The following is a 21,708-nucleotide window of genomic DNA, read 5'->3' as shown; positions in this document are numbered from 1 at the left end:
CGAAACGGTGCGGCGGGGCTCAGGTCCCGCCGCGCTTTCAAACGAACCTTGCTACAGGGCTTGATACGATTATGGACACGACAGCCCGGCACGAAGTGGCACATGAAGCGCCTTTGTCATCCGGACCGCGCCTGACGCTGTCCGGCATCTCGAAAAGCTTTCCCGGCGTGCGGGCGCTGCACAATGTCGGCCTGTCGCTCTATCCCGGCCAGGTAACCGCGCTGATCGGCGAAAACGGCGCCGGCAAGTCGACGCTGGTCAAGATCATGACCGGCATCTACCAGCCGGATGCTGGCACGATCAGCATCGACGGCCAGCCGGTCACACTGCCCAGCGCCCACGCCGCGTTCGGGCACGGCATCACCGCCATCCACCAGGAAACCGTGCTGTTCGACGACCTGACGGTGGCCGAAAACATCTTCCTCGGCCATGCGCCGCGCACGCGTTTCAAAACCATCGACTGGCGCACCATGCGCAAGAATGCCCGCGAGGTGCTCGACACGATGGGCGCCGGCCATATCGACGCCGACGCCAGGCTGAAGGACCTCGGCATTGCCAACAAGCACCTAGTCGCGGTTGCCCGCGCCATGTCCATCGACGCGCGGATCGTCATCATGGACGAGCCGACGGCAGCGCTTTCGATGAAGGAGATCGAAGAGCTTTTCCTGCTGATCGAATTCCTCAAGAGCGACGGCAAGGCGATCCTGTTCATCAGCCACAAATTCGATGAGATCTACCGCATCGCCGACCGCTATACCGTGTTCCGCGACGGCGAGATGGTCGGCGAAGGCCTGATCAAGGACGCCGGCCAGAGCCAGATCGTGCGCATGATGGTCGGCCGCTCGGTCGATCACATCTTTCCGCAGCGCAAGGCCGAGATCGGCGCGCCGGTGCTGGCCGTCTCCGGCCTGTCGCACCCGACCGAGTTCGACGACATAGGCTTCGAGCTGCACAGGGGCGAAATCCTCGGCTTCTACGGCCTTGTCGGCGCCGGGCGCAGCGAGGTGATGCAGGCGATATCAGGCATCACCCGCACCAGCGGCGGCACGATCACGCTGGAGGGTAAGGCAATCGCGCCGAAATCGGCGGCGGATTCGATCGACGCCGGCATCGTCTATGTGCCGGAGGAACGCGGCAAGCAAGGCGTGGTGATCGGCCTGCCGATCTTCCAGAATGTCTCGCTGCCCTCGCTCAAACGGACATCCAAGTCCGGCATATTGCGGCTGGCCGAAGAGTTCGCGCTGGCCCGCTCCTACACCGAGCGGCTCGATCTGCGCGCCTCCTCGCTCAGCCAGGACGTCGGCACGCTGTCGGGCGGCAACCAGCAGAAGATCGTCATCGCCAAATGGCTGGCGACCGCGCCCAAGGTGATCATCCTGGACGAGCCGACCAAGGGCATCGACATCGGCTCGAAGGCGGCCGTGCACGGCTTCATGGCCGAGCTCGTCGCGCAAGGCCTGTCGGTGATCATGGTGTCGTCCGAATTGCCGGAAATCCTCGGCATGTCGGACCGCGTCGTGGTTATGCGCGAGGGCCGCATTGCCGCGGTCTACGACAATAAAGGGCTCGACGCCGAAACCTTGGTCAGGACGGCAGCGGGGATCGCGGCATGAAGGCTCTTCTCAAACATCGCGAGGTCTGGCTGCTGGCGGCAATCGCCGTGCTGATCGGGCTGATCTCCACGCGGTTTCCAGGTTTTGCCGATCCGGCCAACCTGCGCCAGGTGTTCAACGACACGTCGATCCTGATGATCCTGGCGCTCGGCCAGATGGTCGTCATCCTGACCCGCTCGATCGACCTGTCGATGGCTTCAAATCTCTGCTTCACCGGCATGGTGGTGGCAATGCTGAACGCCGCGCATCCGGCGATCCCGATCCCGCTGCTGATCGTCATCGCACTTCTGGTCGGCCTGGTGCTCGGCGCCATCAACGGCCTGCTGGTATGGCGGCTGAACATTCCCTCGATCGTGGTAACGCTCGGCACCCTCACCATCTACCGCGGCGCCACGTTCGTCATTTCAGGCGGCGCGTGGGTCAACGCCGACCAGATGAGCGCTGAGTTCATCGGGTTGCAGCGCGCGGCTTTCCTCGGCATTCCGGTTCTGTCCTGGATCGCCCTGCTGGTCATTGCATTGTTTTTCCTCGTGATGACGCGCACCGCGCTCGGCCGCTCGATCTATGCCATTGGCGTCAACCCGACCGCATCGGTCTATGCCGGCATCGATGTCGGACGGACGAAATTCATCGTCTTCTGCATCTCGGGGATGATCGGCGGCCTCTGTGGCTATCTGTGGATCTCGCGCTACGTCATCGCCTCGGTCGAGGTCGCGAATGGCTATGAGCTCAATATCATCGCCGCCTGCGTCATCGGCGGCATTTCGATCGCCGGCGGCATCGGCTCGGTCGGCGGCGCGGTGCTCGGCGCGCTGTTCCTCGGCATCATCTCCAACGCACTGCCGGTGATCAACATCTCACCCTTCTGGCAGATGGCGATTTCAGGCAGCGCCATCATCCTGGCCGTGGTGCTCAACGCGCGCGGCGAACGCCGGCAAGGCCGCATCATTCTCAAAAAGGCGGAAGCGGCATGACCGATACCCCTGCCCCACGCCACATTCCCGATCGGCTCGACAAGCCGTTCACCGCGGCGGTCTTCTCCTGGGAGGCGCTGCTCGTCGCGGTGGCGGTCGCCATCTTTGCCATCAACAGTTTTGCCTCGCCCTATTTCCTCGACCCATGGTCGCTGTCGGACCTGACCTTCAACTTCACCGAAAAGGCGCTGATCGCGCTGGCCATGGCGCTGCTGATCATCTCCGGCGAAATCGACCTGTCGGTGGCCGCCATCATCGCGCTGGCGTCAACAATGATGGGCATGGCGGTGCAGGCCGGCGCCGGCACGCCTGAACTGGTGGCAATCGGCCTCGTCGTCGGGCTCGGCTGCGGCGCCTTCAACGGACTGCTCGTCACCAGGCTCGGCTTGCCGTCGATCGTCGTCACCATCGGCACGATGAGCCTGTTTCGCGGCATTGCCTTCATCATCCTCGGCGACCAGGCCTACAAGGGCTATCCCGCGAGCTTCGCCTTCTTCGGCCAGGGCTATGTCTGGTGGGTGGTGTCGTTCGAACTGACGCTTTTCCTGATCGCGGCAGTCGTCTACTGGTTCCTTCTGCACCGGACGAGCTTCGGCCGCCGGGTCTTTGCCATCGGCAACAACCCGGTCGCGGCGCAGTTTTCCGGCGTACGCGTCGGCCGTATCAAATTCATCCTGTTTTGCCTGACCGGCCTGATGGCGGGCATCGCCTCGGTGCTGATCACATCGCGGCTCGGCTCGACCCGGCCGTCCATCGCACAGGGCTACGAGCTGGAAGTCATCACCATGGTGGTGCTTGGTGGCGTCAGCATCCTGGGCGGGGCCGGCAGCATAGTGGGCGTCGTGCTCGCGGCCTTCATCATGGGGCTGGTGACCTTCGGCCTCGGCCTGCTCAATGTGCCAGGGATTGTTATGTCGATCTTCATCGGCCTGCTGCTGATCATCGTCATCGCGCTGCCGATCCTGTGGCGGCGAGTACGGCGGGAGCGCTTTGCCTGATGCCGGAGAAATACGCGTTCAAGATGAAGCTCAATCCGGGCATGAAGGCCGAATACAAGAAGCGCCACGACGACATCTGGCCGTCGCTGGTCGCGCTGCTCAAGCAGGCCGGTATCTCCGATTACTCGATCCATCTCGACGAAGAGACCAACACCTTGTTCGGCGTGCTGTGGCGCCGTGACGACCACGGCATGGACGAATTGCCGAAGCATCCGGTGATGCAGCGTTGGTGGGCCGAGATGGCGGACATCATGGAGACCAAGCCGAACAACGAGCCGGTGGCGGTGCCGCTGGAAACAATGTTCCATATGGAATGACCCGCCACGTCGCCGTCATCGATATCGGCAAGACCAACGCCAAGGTGGCGCTGGTCGATCTTGCCGCAGCAAGCGAAGTCACGCTGCGCAGGATGGTGAACGAGCCGGTTCGGCAAGGCCCATACCCGCACCATGACGTCGAGCGGTTATGGGCGTTTATCCTTGGCAGCCTGGCCGAGATCGACTGCGAGCAGCGCATCGATGCGATATCGATCACCACCCATGGCGCAACGTCCGTGCTGGTCGACGCATCAGGCGAGCTGGCGCTGCCGGTGCTCGACTACGAATTCGACGGTCCGGATGCCCTTGCCGGGGACTATGACACGATCCGTCCGGCGTTCTCCGAGACCGGCACGCCGCGCCTGCCGGCCGGCCTCAATCTCGGCACGCAGCTGTTCTGGCAGCAGAAGCGCTTTCCGGCGGATTTCGCCAGAACCGCCGCGATCCTGATGTATCCGCAATACTGGGCCTTGCGCCTGACCGGCGTCGCCGCCAGCGAGGTGACTTCGCTCGGCTGCCACACCGATCTGTGGAACCCGTGGAAAGCGGATTTTTCGTCGCTGGTCGACCGGCTGCAATGGCGCCGGCTAATGGCGCCGGTGCGGCAGGCCAAGGACCGCTTGGGCCCGATCCTGCCCGCGCTTGCGACACGGACCGGGCTCGACCCGCAAACGCCGGTGTTTTGCGGCCTGCACGATTCCAACGCCTCGCTGCTGCCACATCTCCTGTCCGACCGACCGCCTTTCTCCGTGGTCTCGACCGGCACCTGGGTGGTGTCGATGGCGGTTGGCGGCAACAAGATCGCGCTCGACCCGGCCTGCGATACGCTGGTCAATGTCAACGCGCTCGGCGATCCCGTGCCGTCGGCGCGCTTCATGGGTGGCCGCGAGTTTTCCGTGCTGACCGAGGGCCAATCGGAGAACTGGACGGAAGACGATGTTGCCACGGTGCTGGCGCGCAAGACGTCCCTATTGCCCTCGACCCAACAGGGTTCGGGCCCGTTTCCGCATCATACCGCATCATGGCTTAACGCGGACGGTATGAGCGTCGGCCAGCGCTTTGTCACCATCTCGTTCTACCTGGCGCTGATGACCGCGACCTGCCTCGACCTGATCGGCGCGGACGGTCCAACCATCGTCGAAGGACCCTTCGCCCGCAACCGGCTGTTCACCCGCATGCTGGCTGCGGCGACGGCGCGTGGCGTCATCGCCTCCGAGGCCGCCACCGGCACCAGTATCGGCGCCGCCTTGCTGGCGTCGGACCAGGGGACACCGCAAGGCAGAGGCGAAAGGACCGAACCGTCGGCCGATCCACTCTGGACAAGTTACGTGCGCTCCTGGCGTTCAACGGTCGACGAACGAGCCTGACCGCCGAGCTCATGCCGCCCTGATGCCCGGAGATGCCTAGCCCGCATAGAGCAATCCTTGCGGATCGATCTCCGGCTTGCGGCCGGCAACTATGTCGGCAAGGAACTTTCCCGAGCCGCAGGCCATGGTCCAGCCGAGATGACCGTGGCCGGTGTCGAGGTAGAGATTGTCGTACCGCGCCCGGCCGATGACCGGCACGGAGTTCGGCATCATCGGGCGAAGTCCAGCCCAGACCTCGGCCTTGCTCTCGTCGAAAGCGCCGGGGAACAGGTCCTTGCCGGTGTTCAGGATCGAGTTGAAATCGCGTGGCTTGAACGTGCGGTCGAACCCGGTGAACTCCGCCGTCGAGGACATCCGCAGCCGATTTCCCAGCCTGGAATAGCCGATCAGCCGGTCCTCGTCGGCGCCACCCATGATCGGCCCCTTGCTTTCATCTTCCAGCGGAACAGTCACGGTATAGCCCTTCACGGGATACACGGGCAGATCGATGCCGTAGCGGCGGCCGAGCAGACCGCTCTCCGGCCCCATGGAAATGACCACTGCGTCACCCGCCACCGGGCCGGCCGAGGTCATCACGGCGCGCACCCGGTCGCCGTCGATGTCGAGGCCTTCGACCGTGGTGCCGTAGAGGAATTGGACGCCGAGTTTCTCGGCGGCATAGGCAGCGAGGTTCTGCGTGAATTGGCTGGAGTCGCCGGTCTGGTCGATCGGCGAATAGACGCCGCCGGCTATCTTGTCCTTGGCGCCGGCAAGGCCGGGCTCGAGCTCGACCAGCCGGTCGCGGCCGACGATCTCGATCGGCAGGCCGTGTTCGCCGAGATAACGATAATTGTCGGTGCCGGTATCAAAGCTCTGCTGCGAGCGGAAGAAATACAGAATGCCTTTCTTGCGCTCGTCATAGTGGATGCCGGTTTCGGCGGAGACGGCGTTGATGCAGTCGCGCGAATAGAGCGCCAGACGCAGCTTGACGTCGGTGTTGGCGCGCATGCGCTTATGCGTGCACTGGCGCAGGAAGCGCAGGCTCCAGGCGAAAAAATACGGATCGAAGCGCAGCCGCACCTTGATGCCGAGATCGTGGTTGTAGAGGCCGCGCAAGAACGTCTTCAGCGCGGCGGGCGAGGCCCAGGCGGTGGCATCCCCGGGCGACACCAGGCCGGCATTCGACCGGCTGGTGCCGCGTGCCGCCGCCGGATGGCGCTCGATCACCGTCACCTCATGGCCGTCGCTGGCCAGATAAAAGGCCGCCGCCGTACCGACGACGCCGGCCCCAAGCACCAGGATTTTCATTCCGCCCCCAGCGCGCTGAACCAACCTTTGCGGAGAGCCCACTTCACCCCAGAGCCGAATTCTTGCTGGTCAGGATGCGCTCCCAGGCAAGCGCATCGGCAACGATCTGGTCAAGGTTGTCGCGCTGCGGGGTCCAGCCGAGCTCGCCGCGCGCCAGCTCCGAATTGGCGACGACCGCGGCGGCGTCGCCGGCGCGGCGATCGCCCATCCGTACGTCGAAATCATGGCCGAAGACGCGACGGACGCTGTCGATGACCTCGAGCACCGAATAGCCGTGGCTGTAACCACAATTGGCGACCAGGCTCGATCCGCCGGCACGCAGCCGCTGAAGCGCCAGCCGATGCGCCGCCGCCAGGTCGCTGACGTGGATATAGTCGCGCATGCAGGTGCCGTCCGGCGTCGGATAGTCGGTGCCGAACACCTGCATGAAGGGGCGCTTGCCGAGCGCCGTCTCGCAGGCGACCTTGATCAGATGCGTGGCACCGGGCGTCGACTGGCCGGTGCGGCCCTTCGGATCGGCGCCGGCGACGTTGAAATAGCGCAGCGCCGTATAGCGCAACCCATGGGCACTTGCCGCGTCGCGCAGCATCCATTCGCTCATCAGCTTGGACAGGCCATAGGGCGATTCCGGCGCAAGCCGGGCATCCTCGCGCACCGGCTCCAGGCCGGCGCCGCCATAGACGGCGGCGGTCGAGGAAAAGATAAAATTGGGCACGCCTTCGCGCACCGCAGTCTCGATCAAGGTGCGCGTCTTGCAGGTATTGTTCTCGTAATAGGCAAGCGGGTCAGCGACCGATTCGGGGACCACGATCGAGCCGGCGAAATGGATGATCGCGTCGATCTTATTGTCGCGAATGATCGAAGCGACCAGTTCCCTGTCGGCGACGTCGCCGACGACGAGCTTTGCTTCCGGGGCCACCGCCCATTCAAAGCCGGTAGAAAGCCGGTCGAGGACGACGACGCTGTCGCCCGTGTCCAGCAATTCCCAGACCATATGGCTACCGATATAGCCGGCACCGCCTGTCACCAAAACCGTCATCCGCATCCTCGCTATTCATGATTTATCGGAACTGTCTCAATCGTCGCCGTACTGGAAAATCCGCCGCCAGGCCATTAAAACCTGCGGTAACCAGTCTCATCGGCGCGTGGCATTGTCCTGAAACAAGATTGATCCACATCAAGGGAATAGGCCACGTTCCGTGGTCGTTAGGAACAGGCTCGGGGCGTGGCATTTTGACCAAAAAGGCCAGGTGGACGACGAATGGGCCAATGACTATGATCCCGCGCAAAACTGGGAAGGCGACATGAACTATCAGCGGTTTTTCGAGGAAGCGATCGACCAGCTCCATGCGGAGCGTCGCTACCGCGTCTTCGCCGACCTTGAGCGTATCGTCGGGAAATTCCCGCGCGCCATCTGGCGGGCCAATGGCCGCGCCGAGGAAATCACCGTCTGGTGCTCCAACGACTATCTCGGCATGGGCCAGCATCCCGACGTCATTGCCGCGTTCCAGAAGGCGGCAGGCAAGATGGGGTCGGGGGCCGGCGGCACCCGCAACATCTCCGGCACCAGCAACCCGCTGGTCGAGCTCGAACTGGAGCTTGCCGACCTGCACGACAAGGAAGCGGCACTGGTTTTCACCTCCGGCTTCGTTTCCAACGAGGCGTCGATCTCGTCCATTGCAAAGCTGCTTCCCAATTGCCTGATCATCTCGGACGAGCTCAACCACGCTTCGATGATCGAGGGCGTGCGGCGCTCGGGCGCCGAGAAGAAGATCTTCCGCCATAACGACGTCGCGCATCTCGAAAGCCTGCTGCAGACGGCCGGCCGCGAGCGCGCCAAGCTGATTGTCTTCGAGAGCGTCTATTCGATGGACGGCGACATCGCGCCGATCAAGCAGATCGTCGAACTCGCCGAGCGCTACAACGCCATGACCTACATCGACGAGGTCCACGCCGTCGGCATGTACGGGCCGCGCGGCGGCGGCATCACCGAGCGCGAAGGGCTGGCCGACCGCATCGACATCATCGAGGGCACGCTGGCCAAGGCGTTCGGCACGCTTGGCGGCTACATCGCCGGCACCAGCGCCGTGATCGACGCGGTGCGCTCCTATGCGCCGGGCTTCATCTTCACCACGGCGTTGCCGCCGGCGATCGCTGCCGCGGCAACCACCTCGATCCGCCATCTCAAGCGCTCGCAGGCCGAGCGCGATGCGCAGCTGCGTCAGGCGACACGGACCAAGCAAGTGCTGGCCGCGGCCGGCCTGCCGGTGATGGAGTCGCCTACCCACATCGTGCCCCTTCTGGTCGGCGATCCCGAGCTCTGCAAGATGGCCAGCGACCGCCTGCTCGGTGTGCACGGCATCTACATCCAGCCGATCAACTACCCGACAGTGCCGCGCGGCACCGAGCGGCTGCGCATCACGCCTACACCGTTCCATTCGGACGCGTTGATTGCGTCCCTGCAGGACGCGCTAGTCGAGACATGGGATGCGTTGGGGATTCCCTACGGTTCGGCGGGCCGACCGTCGGTCGCCAAGAGCGATCGCGTCATTCCGTTGCTGGTGCCGAAGTCGGGCGGCTGAAGCCCGTTTGAAACTCTACTCCGGCGGCCATCTGACGCGGCTTTCTGCGCTTCCGGTGCTCACGGACCCAAATGTCCGCTGCGCTCCGGTTCTCGAAACCCTTCGAGGCAGCTCACATATTCTTCATCCATTTCGCCAGCCGGTGCGCGGCTTCCTCGAGCTGGTCGAGACGGCGGTGGAAGCATAGCCTGAGAAAGGATTCGCCGCCGGGGCCGAAGGCGGTGCCGGGAGCTAGGCCGACATTGGCGCGGTCGACCATGTCGAAGGCCGCGGCGCGGGAATCGGTGATGCCGTCGACCGCGAAGAACAGATAGAATGCGCCCTGCGGCACGGTGAACCGCGCCCTGCCGGTTTCGGCGAGAATGCCGCACACCAGGTCGCGCGCCGCCCTCGCCCGCTCCACCTGCTCGACGATGAAGGCGTCGCCCTCATCGAGGGCAACGACGGCGCCGCGCTGCATGAACTGCGCAACGCCGGAAGTCGAATACTGGACCAGGTTCTCGAACACCTGCTGCAAGGCGGGATGGATCTTGATCCAGCCGATGCGCCAGCCGGTCATCGCCCAGTTCTTGGAAAAGGAATTGACGAACAAGATGCGATCCTCATCGGCCATGATGTCGATGAAGGACGGCGCGCGACTATCGCCGTAATGAAACAGCGAGTAGATCTCGTCGGCGATGATCCACAGGCCCCTTTCGCGGGCGAGATCGAGGATCGCCTGCAGCGTCTCCTTGTCGGCGGTCCAGCCGGTCGGGTTGGACGGCGTGTTGACGAACAGCGCCTTGGTCCGTGGCGTGATCGCCGCTGCGATCTTGTCGACATCGCAGGACCAGCCATTGCCCGACTGATCGAGCGTGACCGCGACTGGAACGGCGCCCGCGATGCCGGCGGCGGCGGCGAAGTTCGGCCATGCCGGCGACAGGTAGACGAGTTCGTCGCCCTTGCCGGCCAGCGCATCGATGGCCATCTGGATGGCATGCATGCCGGAGCCGGTGACGATGAATTCCTCGTTGGCGAAAGTCTTGCCGAAATGCCTGGTGTAGTAGCGGGCGAGCGCCTGCCTGAGTTCGGGAATGCCCCGCTGCCAGGTGTAGAAGGTCTCGCCGCCGGCGAGTGCCTTGGCGGCTGCATCGGTGATGAAGGCAGGCGTCGGCAGGTCGCCCTCGCCGGCCCAGAGCGGGATCATGCCGTCGCGGCCGCGGCCGCGGTTCATGACGGCGACAATGCCGCTTTCAGGCGCCGCCCGCGCTTCGGCGCGCAGAGTATCGATCAGGGTCATGGATGGGTCCGTTTTCGTTTGCTCGACTGCTAGCGTGTTTCAGGGCGGACGAAAACAGAAAACCCCGGCCGCAAGCGACCGGGGTTTTGGTCCAGAAAGTTACCGCAGGCGCTACTTTCTGGCGAGGAGATCGCGAATTTCGGTGAGCAGCGCGACATCGGCCGGCGGCGGGGCAACCGGGACGGCCGGTTTCTCGCGCTCCAGCCGCTGGCGCAGATTGTTCACCGCTTTGACCATCAGGAAGATGATTAAGGCGAGAATGAGAAAATTCAGCGCCACGGTGATGAAGCTGCCATAGGCGAAGACCGCGCCCTGTTTCTTTGCCTCAGCCAGCGATGTGGCGTTAACGGCCGAGGACAAGGGCAGAAAATAGTTGTTGAAGTCCAATCCGCCCAAAATCGCCCCGATGACCGGCATGATGATGTCGTCGACCAGCGAGGTGACGATCTTGCCGAAGGCAGCGCCAATGATGACGGCGACGGCCAGGTCCATCACATTGCCCCTTGAAATGAATTCCTGAAATTCTTTCAGCATTCGACCCTCCTTGTCCTGACCGGCCGTGCTGCCGTCCACGCCTCGGCATCGACCGGCCGGCAGAATAGCAAAAACCTGCGGTTGCGACAGGCGCAAAGACGTGTTTCCCCGGCCTTGATTGTGCGAAGCCGCGGCCATAATGCGCCGAAAGCCGCGATGGACTCGGTCGCCAAGCTGTGATTGCGTCTGCAAGGCCGGATGAAAAAGCCGGCGCAGGGAGGAAGTTCGAGGCGTGCAGGGCTGGTTCATCGTCATCATCGCGATCGCCTATGTGACGTTGCTGTTTGCCATCGCCAGCCTGGGCGACCGGCGCTCGACGTCAACCGGGCCCGGCCGCGCCCGGCCCTTCATCTATGCGCTCAGCCTTGCCATCTACTGCACCTCCTGGACTTTCTTCGGCTCGGTCGGCCTGTCCTCCGAGCGCGGCCTCGAGTTCCTCGGCATCTATATCGGACCGGTCCTGGTGTTCGTGTTCGGCTTTCCGCTGCTGCAGCGCATCGTCAGGCTGGCCAAGACCGAGAAGATCACCTCGATCGCCGACTTTCTCGGCGCCCGCTACGGCAAGAGTTTTGCTGTCGCGGCGATCGCCACACTGATCGCGACCATCGGTGCGGTGCCGTATATGGCGCTGCAATTGAAGGCGATCTCCGGCTCGGTCAGCCTGATGGTCGAGCACTATACCGGCTCGCCGCCGTCGTTCGATCCGTTCGTCAGCGACATCTCGCTGGTCGTGGCCATGCTGCTGGCGCTGTTTGCGGTGCTGTTCGGCACGCGCCATGCCGATGCCACCGAGCACCAGGACGGGCTGGTGCTGGCTGTGGCGGTCGAGACCGTGGTCAAGCTCGCCGCCTTCCTGGCGATCGGCCTGATGGTCACGTTCCTGATCTTCGGCGGGCCAGGCGATATGTTCGACCAGCTCGCCGAAAACACGCAGGTGCGCCAGGCGATGGGCTACAACACCTCGCTCGCTACCTGGCTGGTGCTGACATGCCTGAGCGGCTTTGCCATCCTCATGCTGCCGCGCCAGTTCTACGTCACCATCGTCGAAAACCGCAGCGAGGCCGAGCTGCGCACCGCGACATGGGTGTTTCCGCTCTATCTGGTGGCAATCAACCTGTTCGTGCTGCCGATCGCATTGGCCGGCCTGGAACTGGTCGGCCCCAGGACCAGCAGCGACCTTTACGTGCTGTCGCTGCCGCTGTTCAGCGGCCACGACGTGCTGGCCATGGCCGCCTTCATCGGCGGGCTGTCGGCGGCGACCGCAATGGTGATCGTCGAAAGCGTCGCGCTGTCGATCATGATCTCCAACGACCTGGTCATTCCGCTGTTCGTGCGCCGGCTGCTGCGGACCACGACATCCGAGAACGAGGACTGGTCGACGCTCATCCTCAATGTACGGCGGGCGGCGATCTTCATCATGCTGTTCATCGCCTTTCTCTACTACCGCGAGAGCACCAACAGCGCGCGGCTGTCCTCGATCGGCCTGATGTCGTTCGCCGCGATCGCGCAGTTCGCGCCGGCAATGATCGGCGGCCTGATCTGGCGCGGCGCCAACGGAAGGGGTGCCGCACTTGGCATGGTCGCCGGCATCGTCGTCTGGAGCTATACGCTGCTGCTTCCCTCGCTCGTCGCGCCCGATACCGGCATCCTCGTCCACGGCCTGTTCGGCTTCGATGCATTGCGGCCGCAGGCTCTTTTCGGCACCGTCGCCGAGCCGCTGAACCATGGCGTGCTGTGGAGCCTCTCGATCAACACGCTGTTTTTTGTGTTCGGCTCGCTGTCGCGGGCGTCGGTGCCGCTGGAACGCATCCAGGCGTCGATCTTCGTGCCGCGCGAAGCGGGTCCGCTGCCCAGCCTGCGCCGCTTCCGCACCACCATTACCGTCAACGACCTCAAGGACACGATCGCGCGCTATCTCGGTGTCGAACGGACCGAGCGGTCCTTTCAGTCGTTCGAAAAGAGCAGCGGCACTTCCCTGCTCGGCAACGAACAGGCCAGCATGGACGTCATCCGCTTCTCCGAACAACTTCTGGCCAGTGCCGTCGGCTCATCCTCGGCGCGGCTGATCCTGTCGCTGCTGCTGCGACGCAACGACCGCGAATCCAAGGACGCCTTCCGCCTGCTCGACGACGCCACGGAGGCGCTGCAGCACAATCGCGATCTGCTGCAGATCGCACTCGACCAGATGGAACAGGGCATCACTGTCTTCGACCGCGATTTCCGGTTGATTTGCTGGAACCGCCAGTACCGGGCGCTGTTCGACCTGCCCGACGAGATGGGCCAGGTCGGCGTCTCACTCGATCGTATCCTGCGCCACCTTGCCGAGCGCGGTGACATACCGGCAGACCAGCGCGTCACCATGCTCAACCGCCTGACCAGCTTCGTCAGCCCATGGCAGATGGAGCTGAAGACAAGCGGGCGCATCCTGGAATTGCGCTCCAATCCGATGCCGGATGGCGGCATCGTCGCCACCTACGCCGACATTTCCGGACGTGTCGAGCAGGATCTGGCGCTTAAGCGCGCCAACGAATCCCTGGAACAGCGGGTGAAGAGCCGCACCGCCGAGCTCACCCGCGTCAACGAGGAGCTGGCGCAGGCGCAGATGCTGGCCGAGGAGGCCAATCTCGGCAAGACCCGCTTCCTCGCTGCCGCCGGCCACGACATCCTGCAGCCGCTGAACGCCGCCCGCCTCTATTGCTCGTCGCTGATCGAGAAGACCGGCAAGGGACCTGCCGGCAAGGCGGCGATGAACATCGAATCGTCGCTGGAATCGGTCGAGACCATCCTCGGTGCGGTGCTCGACATTTCGCGCCTCGATGCCGGCGCGATGAAGCCGGACGATACGAGCTTCGGCCTCGACGGGCTGCTGCGCCAGATCGGCAACGACTTCCGGCCGCTTGCCGCCGAAAAGAAGCTCGAACTCTCGATCATGCCGTCGTCGCTCAGCGTCATGACGGACCGCAATCTGCTGCGCCGGCTGATCCAGAACCTGGTCTCAAACGCCATTAAATACACGCGCCATGGCCGCATCCTGGTCGGCGTGCGGCGGCGCGGCGAATTGGCCGAGATCCAGGTTATCGACACCGGCATCGGCATTGCCGGCGACAAGCTCAACACCGTGTTCCGCGAATTCACCCGGCTCGACGAGGGCGCACGCGAGGCGGAAGGCCTCGGCCTTGGGCTCTCCATTGTCGACCGCATCGCCCGCGTCCTGCGCCTCGAAATCCGGATCTTCTCCAACCCAGGCAAGGGCACACGCTTTTCCGTGTTGCTGCCGGTGGCGGCCGTGCAGGCACCGCGGCGCGAAGCGGAGGCGAAGCCGCCTGCCCGTGCAGCGGCCTCGCTTGCCGGGCTCAATGTGCTCTGCATCGACAACGACGCCCGCATCCTCGACGGCATGCGGCTCCTGCTCGAGGGTTGGGGCTGCAGCGTCGACACGCTTTCCGGCGCGGAGGATCTCGACAGGTCCGGCATGCATCGGCCGGACATCGTGCTTGCCGACTATCATCTCGACAACAGGACCGGCCTCGAATTGATCGCCCAGTTGCGTGCGATCCATGGCGAGGACCTGCCGGCCGTGCTGGTCACCGCCGACCGCTCCAGCGAGGTTCGCGGCGCTGCCGGCAGGCTCGACGTGCCGGTGATCAGCAAACCACTGAAACCGGCGATGCTGCGCTCGATGATGGCCAGGGTCAGGCCGCTGGCGCCGGCGGCCGAATAGGAATCAGCCGGCGGCTTGAACCGGGTCGCTGCCAATTTTGGACAAAAGGATGACCGCCTGCGTGCGGCTGTCGACGCCGAGCTTCTGCAGGATAGCCGAGACATGCGCTTTGATCGTCGCTTCGGAGACCCCGAGCTCATAGGCGATCTGCTTGTTCAGCAGTCCCTCAGCCAGCATGCCGAGCACGCGCGTCTGCTGTGGGGTCAGCGCCTGCAGTCGCTTGATCAGGTCGGAAATCTCGGGATCGCGCTCGACGCCGAGATCGACCCCGGCGGGTGCCGCGATATCACCTGCGAGCACCGACTGCACCGCATTGCGGATCTCCTCCATGCTGGCCGATTTGGAGATGAAGCCGGAGGCGCCGAGATCGAGCGCGCGCCGGATCGTCACCGGGTCGTCATGCGCCGAGACCACCATCATCGGCACCGCCGGATGGATGCCGCGCAACGAAATCAGGCCGGAAAGGCCGCTTGCCCCCGGCATCGAGAGATCGAGCAACACCAGATCGACGTCCTCATTGGCCAGGACCAGCGCCTTGGCGCTTTCGAAATCGCCGGCCTCGTGAATGGCGGCAACGTCTCCGATGCCCGCGAGTGCCTCCCTCAATGCACCGCGAAAAAGCGGATGATCGTCGGCAATGACGAATGTGTAGCCCAACGGTGATATCCCTCCCCGAATCCCGTTGGCGATTTTCCGCCTTGCAGGATCTGAACGATCATAACGCTACGCCTGCTGTTCGGCGTGGCCGGATTGCTATTCCCGCCCCAGGTCTTTTTACGAATTGCCTAGGTCTTTTGCGAATTGGGCTTGGCGCCGTCTTCGTCCTTGTCCATGTCCTTGACGATGTCCATGAAGCTGCGCAGGAAGCGCTCCATGTAGCCCATCGTCTTGTTGAAATCCTCCTCGCTGGGCAAAGTCGATTCGAAACGCGCGGCAAGCGAATTTTCGAGCTTGGCGACGCGCTCGTCGAGCGCCTTCACCGAATTTTGCAGCCGGTCGACCTCATCCTGGAGGGCGGCACGTTCGTCGGCCGCCGTCTTGCAGACGAGCTGGCCGGAGCGTTCCTCGCAGAGCGACATGGCGCCGGTTTGCGTATCCATGCGGACATAGCCATTGGCCGATTTCTCCAACCGGTAGCGATCGGCTTCCTCGGAAAAGGCCGACGCCGCGACAAGCGACACCACCGCTGCGGGGATCAAGACGTGTTTCAGACGCATGTTTTCCTCCATGAGCCAGTCAGCGCAATCTATCACAGTTTGCGCCTGAAATGGGGACGAACCTGAAATGGGGAAGAACACGGGCCTGCCCTTCCCCGCGTGGTCGGTTCGGACTATAGCGCAACCATGTCTGAGATCATCTACAAGATAGTTCCCAAGGCGCTGTGGCGCGAGGCTGAAAGAGAAGGCCGCTTCACCGGCGCGCCTATCGACGTCGCCGACGGCTTCATCCATTTTTCCACCGCCGGGCAGGTTCGGGAAACGGCAGTAAAACATTTCGCCGGCCAGGCGGGGTTGCTGCTGGTTGCCGTCGACAGCGCGCGCCTCGGCAATGCGCTGAAATATGAGGTCTCGCGCGGCGGCGCCCCGTTCCCGCATCTCTATGGCGGGCTCGGCCTCGATGCGGTCGTTTCGGTGCAGGCATTGCCGCTCGGCGCTGACGGCCGGCATGAATTCCCGGCGCTGGAGGCCGAATGAGCGCGTTCGAGCGGATCGGCCAGAAACTGCTGTTTACGCTCGATCCGGAAACCGCGCATGGGCTGTCGATTGCCGCGCTGAGATGCGGGCTGCCGGTCGCCGGTCGTCCGCCGCAGGACAACAGGTTAAAGGTCAGCCGTTGCGGGCTGGATTTCCCGAACCCGCTCGGCATGGCCGCGGGTTACGACAAGAATGCCGAAGTGCCGGACGCGCTGCTCGGCCTCGGCTTCGGCTTCGCCGAGGTCGGCACGATCACGCCGCTGCCGCAGACGGGCAATCCGAAGCCGCGCATCTTCCGGCTGCCTTCGGACGGGGCGGTGATCAACCGGCTGGGCTTCAACAATGAAGGCCACGCCGCCGCAGAGAAGCGTCTTGCCGCCCGAAAAGGCCGCCCCGGCATCATCGGCATCAACATCGGCGCCAACAAGGACAGCGCCGACCGCGTCAGTGATTATGAGCGCGGCGTGATCCGGTTCGCGCGATACGCCGGCTATCTGACAATCAATATCTCCTCGCCGAACACGCCGGGCCTGCGCAATATGCAGGCGCGCGAACAGCTTGGCGAGCTCCTGTCGCGGGTCATGGCCGCGCGTGCGGCGGCACCGGCAAAACCGCCCGTGTTCCTCAAGATCGCGCCGGATCTGGTCGAGGCCGAGCTTGAGGACATCGCTGCCGAGATCAGCGACAAGCAAATGGACGGCGTCATCGTCTCCAACACAACGATCGCGCGAGCCGGCCTGAGCAGCGCCGGCCTTGCCGGCGAGACCGGCGGGCTTTCGGGGAAACCCTTGTTCGAGCGCTCGACTATCGTGCTGGCAAGGATGCGAAAACTGCTTGGCCCGGATCCTACTATCATCGGCGTCGGCGGCGTCGATTCCGCCGAGACGGCGCTGGAAAAGATCCGTGCCGGCGCCGATCTCGTCCAGCTCTATACCGGCATGATCTATGCCGGGCCCGCGCTGCCGGGGCGCATTCTTTCCGGCATGGCCCGTTTCATGGACAATCAAGGGCTGAAGTCGCTGTGCGAGCTTCGCGACAGCCGCCTCGATCACTGGGCGGCGAAACCGCTTTAGCGATCAGTTAAAGGCTGTGCGCACCCGCAGCCGCAATATGGCGAGCAGGCTGAAGCCGCGTACCAGCAGGAAGACATGCAACGCCGCCCACAAGCCGTGATTACCGAAGGCCGGCGCCAGGATCAGCAGCGCGGCGCTGAACGCCAGGAATGACAACAGCATCATGTTGCGCATGTCGCGCGACCATGTTGCGCCGATGAAGACACCGTCCATCTGGAAAGCCAGCACGCCGCTGAGCGCGGTGAACGCCGCCCAGGGCAGGTATATGTCGGCAATGGCGCGGACGTCCGTCGAGGTCGTGATCAGGGCGATCAGATCCGTGCCCTCCAGCAGGAAGAAGAGCGTCGCCGCGCCGGCCAGACCGAGCCCCCAAAGCAGCGTCAGACGCACCGCCTGATCAAACGCCGTGGCGGCACGGGCGCCGATGGCGCGCCCGGCGAGCTGTTCGGCAGCGGTGGCGAAACCATCGAGGAAATAGCCGGCAACCAGGAAGAGGTTCATCAGCACGGCGTTGGCGGCCAGCGTCAGAGTGCCGAATTGTGCGCCCTGGCGCGTGAACAGCGCGAAGGCGGCGAGCAGCGAAAAGGAGCGGATCATGATATCGCGATTGAGCGACATCATGCGCAGGAATGCCGGCAGATCGAGGACGCGGTGGCGCGGCAACCTGGGCGCCGCCCAAAAGCGCCGGCCGACAATGGCGAGACCAAGCAGCATGGCGACGAATTCGCCGGTGAGCGTCGCCCAGGCGACGCCGGCGACGCCCCAGCCGAGCTCCAGGCCAAGCAGGAAGCAGAGGGCGATGTTGATGCCGTTCAGTATCAACTGCAGCATCAGCCCGAGCCCGCCCTCGCCGCGCCCAAGCACGTAACCGAGGATGGCGTAATTGATCAGCGAGAACGGTGCCGCGAGCATCCTGATGCGGATATAGACGTCCATCGCCGCGCTGACGCGCGGCTCGGCGCCGATGAACCATTGCCCGGCGGTGGAGACCAGCGGCGCAAGCGCGGCAAGCACGATGCCGGCGGCGACCGCGATCAGCACGGCGCGCCAGAACACCGCCTGCTCCTCCAGCGCATCGCCGCGCCCGAAGGCCTGGGCGACGAGGCCGGTGGTGCCGGAGCGCAGGAAATTGAAGGTGGTGAAGACGACATCGAAGATCAGGGCGCCGGCCGCCAGGCCGCCGAGAAGGGCGGCGTCGCCGAACTGCCCAACCACCGCCGTGTCGACAATTCCGAGCAACGGCGTCGTCAGATAGGCAAGCGTCATCGGCACGGCGATGGCGAGCACCGAGCGGTTGGTGACGACAAAGGCCCTGGCTTCGGTGGCGTGGGCTTCGGTGGGTAAAGCCTGCTCCAAACGCGTGTTGCTTCCTGTTGCGGCTTGATCGGCCAGCCGATGTGCCCCAGTTTGCGGACCTCGCGCAACCATCCACCCCGTTATGGTCTACCGAAATCCGCCTCTGGCGCACCGGCCGCCCCATGCCCCTGCAGATCGTTCATCATCCCGACTATGACGCCGGCTTCGCCGTCAACCACCGCTTCCCGATGAGCAAATATCCGCTGCTGATGGATGCGTTGCGGGCACGCGGCCTGGCACGTCCCGAAGCGCTCAACAAGCCGGAGGCGGCGCGGCCATCATGGCTGAAGCTTGCCCACGCGGCAGACTATGTCGACCAGGTGCTTGCCTGCAAAGTGCCGGTGGCGATCGAGCGCGAGATCGGCTTTCCCGTCGGACCGCGGGTTTCGCTGAGGGCGCAGCTCGCAACGGCCGGCACGGTGCTGGCGGCGCGGCTGGCGTTGCTGAACGGCATCGCCTGCAACACCGCCGGCGGCAGCCATCATGCACGGCGCGCGCAAGGCGCCGGCTTCTGCACCTTCAACGACGTAGCCGTTGCCGCGCTGGTGCTGCTCGCCGAAGCTGCTGTCCAAAACATCCTGGTCGTCGACCTCGACGTGCATCAGGGCGACGGCACGGCGGATATCCTGAACGACGAGCCGCGCGTGTTTACCTTCTCCATGCATGGCGACCGCAACTACCCCGCGCGCAAGATCGCCTCCGATCTCGATGTCGCCCTGCCCGACGGCGCCGGCGATGCAGCCTATCTGGAGCGGCTGGACGCCATCCTGCCGGAGCTGTCGGCGCGAAGGCGCTGGGGCCTCGCCTTCTACAATGCCGGCGTCGATGTCCATGTCGAGGACCGGCTCGGCAGGTTGTCGCTCACGGATGACGGGCTGCACGCCCGCGACGATATGGTGATCCGCCATTTCCGCACGCTTGGCATACCGGTATGCGGCGTTATCGGCGGAGGCTATTCGACGGATGTCGCAGCACTTGCTGCACGGCACGCCATCCTGTTCGAGGTGGCGGCGGGCTATACCTGAAAATTCACTTCCGGTAGTTGGCGATCCTGAGCAGGATGAAGGCCGGCACGACGATCGCGGCACCGAGCAGGATGTAGTCGAGGAAACGGTCGCTGGCGTGGAAGCCCAAATTCCACAGGTCGATGAAGAATTTGCGAATGCCGTAAAGCACATCCATCGGCGACCAGCCGAAGGCATTCATGACCAGCCCGACGAGGAACGACACCACAAGCAGCTTCAGGATCACCCGGAGCGGCGTATCGCCGAGAAAGCGGTTCAGTGCGGACAAGCCTGTCTCCACAGTCGGGTGCCGCGATTCGGGCACATGCCTAGAAATACGCAGTTGATAGCCCTGCATCAAGCCGAGCCCTCAAACCGGATTGCGCATCGGCGCCGCCCCATGATATCGGAGGAACCAGCGCGGGTATGATGTAATGGTAGCTTGTCAGCTTCCCAAGCTGAACGCGCGGGTTCGATTCCCGCTACCCGCTCCAGCTTTTGCCCCCGGTGCATTGCACTTGTTCTGGCCAAGCTGAAAACCAGCGGATTTATAGGCAGTTTTACAGCCCGGGCTGGCCGTCTTTCATCTGTTTGGCCGATGTGCCAGTTCGTGGAATATCTCACATTGGGGGTCGGCGGGGCCTCGAATGACCCCAACCGGAAAGTCTACCCTTGGCCCGCTGGCTTCTGCTGGCGGGCTTTTTTGAGCATCAGGCAGTAGTGGCCGACGTGCATCGGCGCCGCTGCTGGCGGGCCTGTCTGGTCGTCTGGCCGGCCGCGGGATGCGCCCGCTACCCGCTCCAACCCTCAGCCCACCTCTCGCAAAATAAAATCGTGCAGCATCTTGGCTGCCGGTGACAGCGCGCGGTTCTTCACCGTGATCAGGCTGTAGGGCCTGACCTCGATGTCGAATTCAGTCTGGACAACATCGATGGCGCCGGCCAGGCCTTCGGGGTTCTGGATGAACTTCGCGACCTGGATCGAAACCGGCGCAATGGCGTCGGATTGCGCGACCATGACCAGAGTCAATAGCAGCGAGCTGGTGTTGAGGATGCGGTCCGGCAGCGCGATGTTGCGGTTCAAAAAGTTGCTTTCCATCGCCTGGCGCAGCGGCGAGCCGCCCGACTGGAAAACCCAGTCATAGGCGGCGGTGTCTTCCAACCGGACCGCCTTGCCCTTGGTCAGCGGGTGGCCGCGGCGCACGATCAGGCAGGCTTTCTCGACGCCGATGACGCGCGCTTCGAACAGCCGCGGATTGAGGTCGTCGGGGATGCGGGCGATGATGAAATCGTGGCGCGAGGCGATCAGCTCGCGCGCCAAGACGTTCGAGGTCTCGACCTGCATGGTGATTTCGATGCGCGGATAAAGGCGCCGGATCTCGCGGATCGCCGGCACCGCCAGCTCGATCGCCGGTGCTGTCACCGCGCCCAGGAATACCGAGCCGCCTTTGCCCGCCTTGAGCTCGAAAATCTCGCGGTCGACCTCACGCATCTCGAGCAGGATCGATCGCGCGCGCCGTGCCAACGCCTTGCCATAGGGTGTCAGCGTGATGCCGCGCGGCAGCCTTTCGCAGAGCTTGACGTCGAGCACGGCCTCCATCTCGGCGATCATGCGCGAGGCCGCCGGCTGCGAGATGTTCATGACCTGGGCCGCGGCGCTCACTCGGCCGTGCTCGTCGAGGGCTGCGATCATGCGCATGTGACGCAGGCTCAAGCCGCTGCGCAGCAAGGTTCCGCCATCACCCGGGATCTCATCGTAACCGGCTGATATTCCGCCAGGATTTCGCAGCGCTGCCATGATTCTTCCCTACTCTTACGCCCGGCGCCCTGGCTGGATCCGGCAGCGTCGTCACTAGCCTAAGCCATATCAGTCTCGATATAGCAACCATCAAAGATCGCATTTGACAGTT

At 64.0% G+C, this 21,708-nt stretch carries 19 protein-coding genes and 1 tRNA gene; 11 read left to right on the top strand and 9 right to left on the bottom strand.

The window, feature by feature from the left end; all coding sequences use genetic code 11:
* Positions 1–71: 71 nt before the first annotated feature.
* The 5 genes from NKI39_RS02140 to NKI39_RS02120 are packed head-to-tail and all read left to right on the top strand — an operon-like array spanning position 72 to position 5,269.
* A complete protein-coding gene (locus tag NKI39_RS02140) occupies positions 72–1,613 on the top strand; it encodes a sugar ABC transporter ATP-binding protein (RefSeq protein ID WP_352830509.1) in 1,542 nt (513 codons plus the stop codon).
* The gene (locus tag NKI39_RS02135) at positions 1,610–2,587 is read left to right on the top strand and encodes an ABC transporter permease (protein WP_352501720.1); all 978 of its coding nucleotides are present in this window, start codon (positions 1,610–1,612) and stop codon (positions 2,585–2,587) included. The genes NKI39_RS02140 and NKI39_RS02135 overlap by 4 nt, the downstream gene beginning before the upstream one ends.
* Entirely contained in the window at positions 2,584–3,585 is a 1,002-nt protein-coding gene (locus NKI39_RS02130; RefSeq protein ID WP_352501719.1) for an ABC transporter permease, read from the top strand. The genes NKI39_RS02135 and NKI39_RS02130 overlap by 4 nt, the downstream gene beginning before the upstream one ends.
* Positions 3,585–3,902, top strand: a complete 318-nt coding sequence (gene rhaM / locus NKI39_RS02125) for an L-rhamnose mutarotase (protein ID WP_352470130.1) — start codon at positions 3,585–3,587, stop codon at positions 3,900–3,902. Before NKI39_RS02130 ends, rhaM begins: the two co-directional genes overlap by 1 nt.
* Positions 3,899–5,269 (top strand): FGGY-family carbohydrate kinase, encoded by a 1,371-nt coding sequence (locus NKI39_RS02120; protein ID WP_352501718.1) that lies wholly within the window; start codon positions 3,899–3,901, stop codon positions 5,267–5,269. The genes rhaM and NKI39_RS02120 overlap by 4 nt, the downstream gene beginning before the upstream one ends.
* A 36-nt stretch (positions 5,270–5,305) precedes the next feature.
* Here NKI39_RS02120 and NKI39_RS02115 read toward each other — a convergent pair whose 3' ends face one another.
* The gene (locus NKI39_RS02115; protein WP_352501717.1) at positions 5,306–6,556 is read right to left on the bottom strand and encodes a D-amino acid dehydrogenase; all 1,251 of its coding nucleotides are present in this window, start codon (positions 6,554–6,556) and stop codon (positions 5,306–5,308) included.
* Between the two features lie 43 nt (positions 6,557–6,599).
* Positions 6,600–7,595: a UDP-glucose 4-epimerase GalE gene (galE, locus tag NKI39_RS02110; RefSeq protein WP_352488244.1), complete on the bottom strand. Its 996-nt coding sequence runs from the start codon at positions 7,593–7,595 to the stop codon at positions 6,600–6,602.
* 265 nt (positions 7,596–7,860) lie between these two features.
* Between galE and hemA the strand changes: the two genes are divergently transcribed.
* A complete protein-coding gene (hemA, locus tag NKI39_RS02105; RefSeq protein ID WP_352830503.1) occupies positions 7,861–9,138 on the top strand; it encodes a 5-aminolevulinate synthase in 1,278 nt (425 codons plus the stop codon).
* A gap of 112 nt (positions 9,139–9,250) precedes the next feature.
* Here hemA and NKI39_RS02100 read toward each other — a convergent pair whose 3' ends face one another.
* A complete protein-coding gene (locus NKI39_RS02100) occupies positions 9,251–10,417 on the bottom strand; it encodes a pyridoxal phosphate-dependent aminotransferase (RefSeq protein ID WP_352501716.1) in 1,167 nt (388 codons plus the stop codon).
* A gap of 111 nt (positions 10,418–10,528) precedes the next feature.
* Positions 10,529–10,951, bottom strand: coding sequence for a large conductance mechanosensitive channel protein MscL (mscL, locus tag NKI39_RS02095; protein ID WP_352830499.1), 423 nt, complete (start codon positions 10,949–10,951; stop codon positions 10,529–10,531).
* Between the two features lie 232 nt (positions 10,952–11,183).
* Here mscL and NKI39_RS02090 point away from each other — a divergent pair, with 232 nt between their 5' ends.
* On the top strand, positions 11,184–14,672 hold the full coding sequence (locus tag NKI39_RS02090) for a PAS domain-containing hybrid sensor histidine kinase/response regulator (protein WP_352501714.1): 3,489 nt from the start codon (positions 11,184–11,186) through the stop codon (positions 14,670–14,672).
* A gap of 3 nt (positions 14,673–14,675) precedes the next feature.
* On the opposite strand, the gene NKI39_RS02085 is transcribed toward NKI39_RS02090, so the two are convergent.
* A complete protein-coding gene (locus NKI39_RS02085; RefSeq protein WP_502893818.1) occupies positions 14,676–15,338 on the bottom strand; it encodes a response regulator in 663 nt (220 codons plus the stop codon).
* 119 nt (positions 15,339–15,457) lie between these two features.
* The gene (locus NKI39_RS02080) at positions 15,458–15,889 is read right to left on the bottom strand and encodes a hypothetical protein (protein ID WP_352501713.1); all 432 of its coding nucleotides are present in this window, start codon (positions 15,887–15,889) and stop codon (positions 15,458–15,460) included.
* Positions 15,890–16,015: 126 nt separating this feature from the next.
* On the opposite strand from NKI39_RS02080, the gene NKI39_RS02075 reads away from it, so the two are divergent.
* Together NKI39_RS02075 and NKI39_RS02070 are read left to right on the top strand one after the other, a co-directional pair.
* Positions 16,016–16,366: a DUF952 domain-containing protein gene (locus tag NKI39_RS02075; RefSeq protein WP_352830496.1), complete on the top strand. Its 351-nt coding sequence runs from the start codon at positions 16,016–16,018 to the stop codon at positions 16,364–16,366.
* The gene (locus tag NKI39_RS02070; RefSeq protein WP_352501711.1) at positions 16,363–17,439 is read left to right on the top strand and encodes a quinone-dependent dihydroorotate dehydrogenase; all 1,077 of its coding nucleotides are present in this window, start codon (positions 16,363–16,365) and stop codon (positions 17,437–17,439) included. The genes NKI39_RS02075 and NKI39_RS02070 overlap by 4 nt, the downstream gene beginning before the upstream one ends.
* Positions 17,440–17,442: 3 nt before the next feature.
* Here NKI39_RS02070 and NKI39_RS02065 read toward each other — a convergent pair whose 3' ends face one another.
* Positions 17,443–18,867: an MATE family efflux transporter gene (locus NKI39_RS02065; RefSeq protein WP_352501747.1), complete on the bottom strand. Its 1,425-nt coding sequence runs from the start codon at positions 18,865–18,867 to the stop codon at positions 17,443–17,445.
* A gap of 50 nt (positions 18,868–18,917) precedes the next feature.
* Here NKI39_RS02065 and NKI39_RS02060 point away from each other — a divergent pair, with 50 nt between their 5' ends.
* Complete coding sequence (locus tag NKI39_RS02060) at positions 18,918–19,820, top strand: histone deacetylase family protein (RefSeq protein ID WP_352830492.1); 903 nt, start codon at positions 18,918–18,920, stop codon at positions 19,818–19,820.
* A gap of 4 nt (positions 19,821–19,824) precedes the next feature.
* Here NKI39_RS02060 and NKI39_RS02055 read toward each other — a convergent pair whose 3' ends face one another.
* Positions 19,825–20,088: a DUF6460 domain-containing protein gene (locus tag NKI39_RS02055; protein WP_352830490.1), complete on the bottom strand. Its 264-nt coding sequence runs from the start codon at positions 20,086–20,088 to the stop codon at positions 19,825–19,827.
* 131 nt (positions 20,089–20,219) lie between these two features.
* Here NKI39_RS02055 and NKI39_RS02050 point away from each other — a divergent pair.
* A tRNA-Gly gene (locus NKI39_RS02050) sits at positions 20,220–20,293 on the top strand.
* A gap of 313 nt (positions 20,294–20,606) precedes the next feature.
* On the opposite strand, the gene NKI39_RS02045 is transcribed toward NKI39_RS02050, so the two are convergent.
* Positions 20,607–21,596 (bottom strand): LysR family transcriptional regulator, encoded by a 990-nt coding sequence (locus NKI39_RS02045; protein WP_352464898.1) that lies wholly within the window; start codon positions 21,594–21,596, stop codon positions 20,607–20,609.
* Between the last annotated feature and the right edge of the window lie 112 nt (positions 21,597–21,708).

The organism is Mesorhizobium sp. M0664, from assembly GCF_040320565.1.
Taxonomy (GTDB): Bacteria; Pseudomonadota; Alphaproteobacteria; order Rhizobiales; family Rhizobiaceae; genus Mesorhizobium.
The sequence above is the reverse complement of the archived record's forward strand: the minus strand, read 5'-3'. Positions and strand labels throughout refer to the sequence as shown.

Coding starts and splice junctions, on each gene's coding strand:
- NKI39_RS02140 (WP_352830509.1), top strand. CDS start 72: ATGGACACGACAGCCCGGCACGAAGTGGCACATGAAGCGCCTTTGTCA.
- NKI39_RS02135 (WP_352501720.1), top strand. CDS start 1,610: ATGAAGGCTCTTCTCAAACATCGCGAGGTCTGGCTGCTGGCGGCAATC.
- NKI39_RS02130 (WP_352501719.1), top strand. CDS start 2,584: ATGACCGATACCCCTGCCCCACGCCACATTCCCGATCGGCTCGACAAG.
- rhaM (WP_352470130.1), top strand. CDS start 3,585: ATGCCGGAGAAATACGCGTTCAAGATGAAGCTCAATCCGGGCATGAAG.
- NKI39_RS02120 (WP_352501718.1), top strand. CDS start 3,899: ATGACCCGCCACGTCGCCGTCATCGATATCGGCAAGACCAACGCCAAG.
- NKI39_RS02115 (WP_352501717.1), bottom strand. CDS start 6,556: ATGAAAATCCTGGTGCTTGGGGCCGGCGTCGTCGGTACGGCGGCGGCC.
- galE (WP_352488244.1), bottom strand. CDS start 7,595: ATGACGGTTTTGGTGACAGGCGGTGCCGGCTATATCGGTAGCCATATG.
- hemA (WP_352830503.1), top strand. CDS start 7,861: ATGAACTATCAGCGGTTTTTCGAGGAAGCGATCGACCAGCTCCATGCG.
- NKI39_RS02100 (WP_352501716.1), bottom strand. CDS start 10,417: ATGACCCTGATCGATACTCTGCGCGCCGAAGCGCGGGCGGCGCCTGAA.
- mscL (WP_352830499.1), bottom strand. CDS start 10,951: ATGCTGAAAGAATTTCAGGAATTCATTTCAAGGGGCAATGTGATGGAC.
- NKI39_RS02080 (WP_352501713.1), bottom strand. CDS start 15,889: ATGCGTCTGAAACACGTCTTGATCCCCGCAGCGGTGGTGTCGCTTGTC.
- NKI39_RS02075 (WP_352830496.1), top strand. CDS start 16,016: ATGTCTGAGATCATCTACAAGATAGTTCCCAAGGCGCTGTGGCGCGAG.
- NKI39_RS02070 (WP_352501711.1), top strand. CDS start 16,363: ATGAGCGCGTTCGAGCGGATCGGCCAGAAACTGCTGTTTACGCTCGAT.
- NKI39_RS02065 (WP_352501747.1), bottom strand. CDS start 18,867: ATGGTTGCGCGAGGTCCGCAAACTGGGGCACATCGGCTGGCCGATCAA.
- NKI39_RS02060 (WP_352830492.1), top strand. CDS start 18,918: ATGCCCCTGCAGATCGTTCATCATCCCGACTATGACGCCGGCTTCGCC.
- NKI39_RS02045 (WP_352464898.1), bottom strand. CDS start 21,596: ATGGCAGCGCTGCGAAATCCTGGCGGAATATCAGCCGGTTACGATGAG.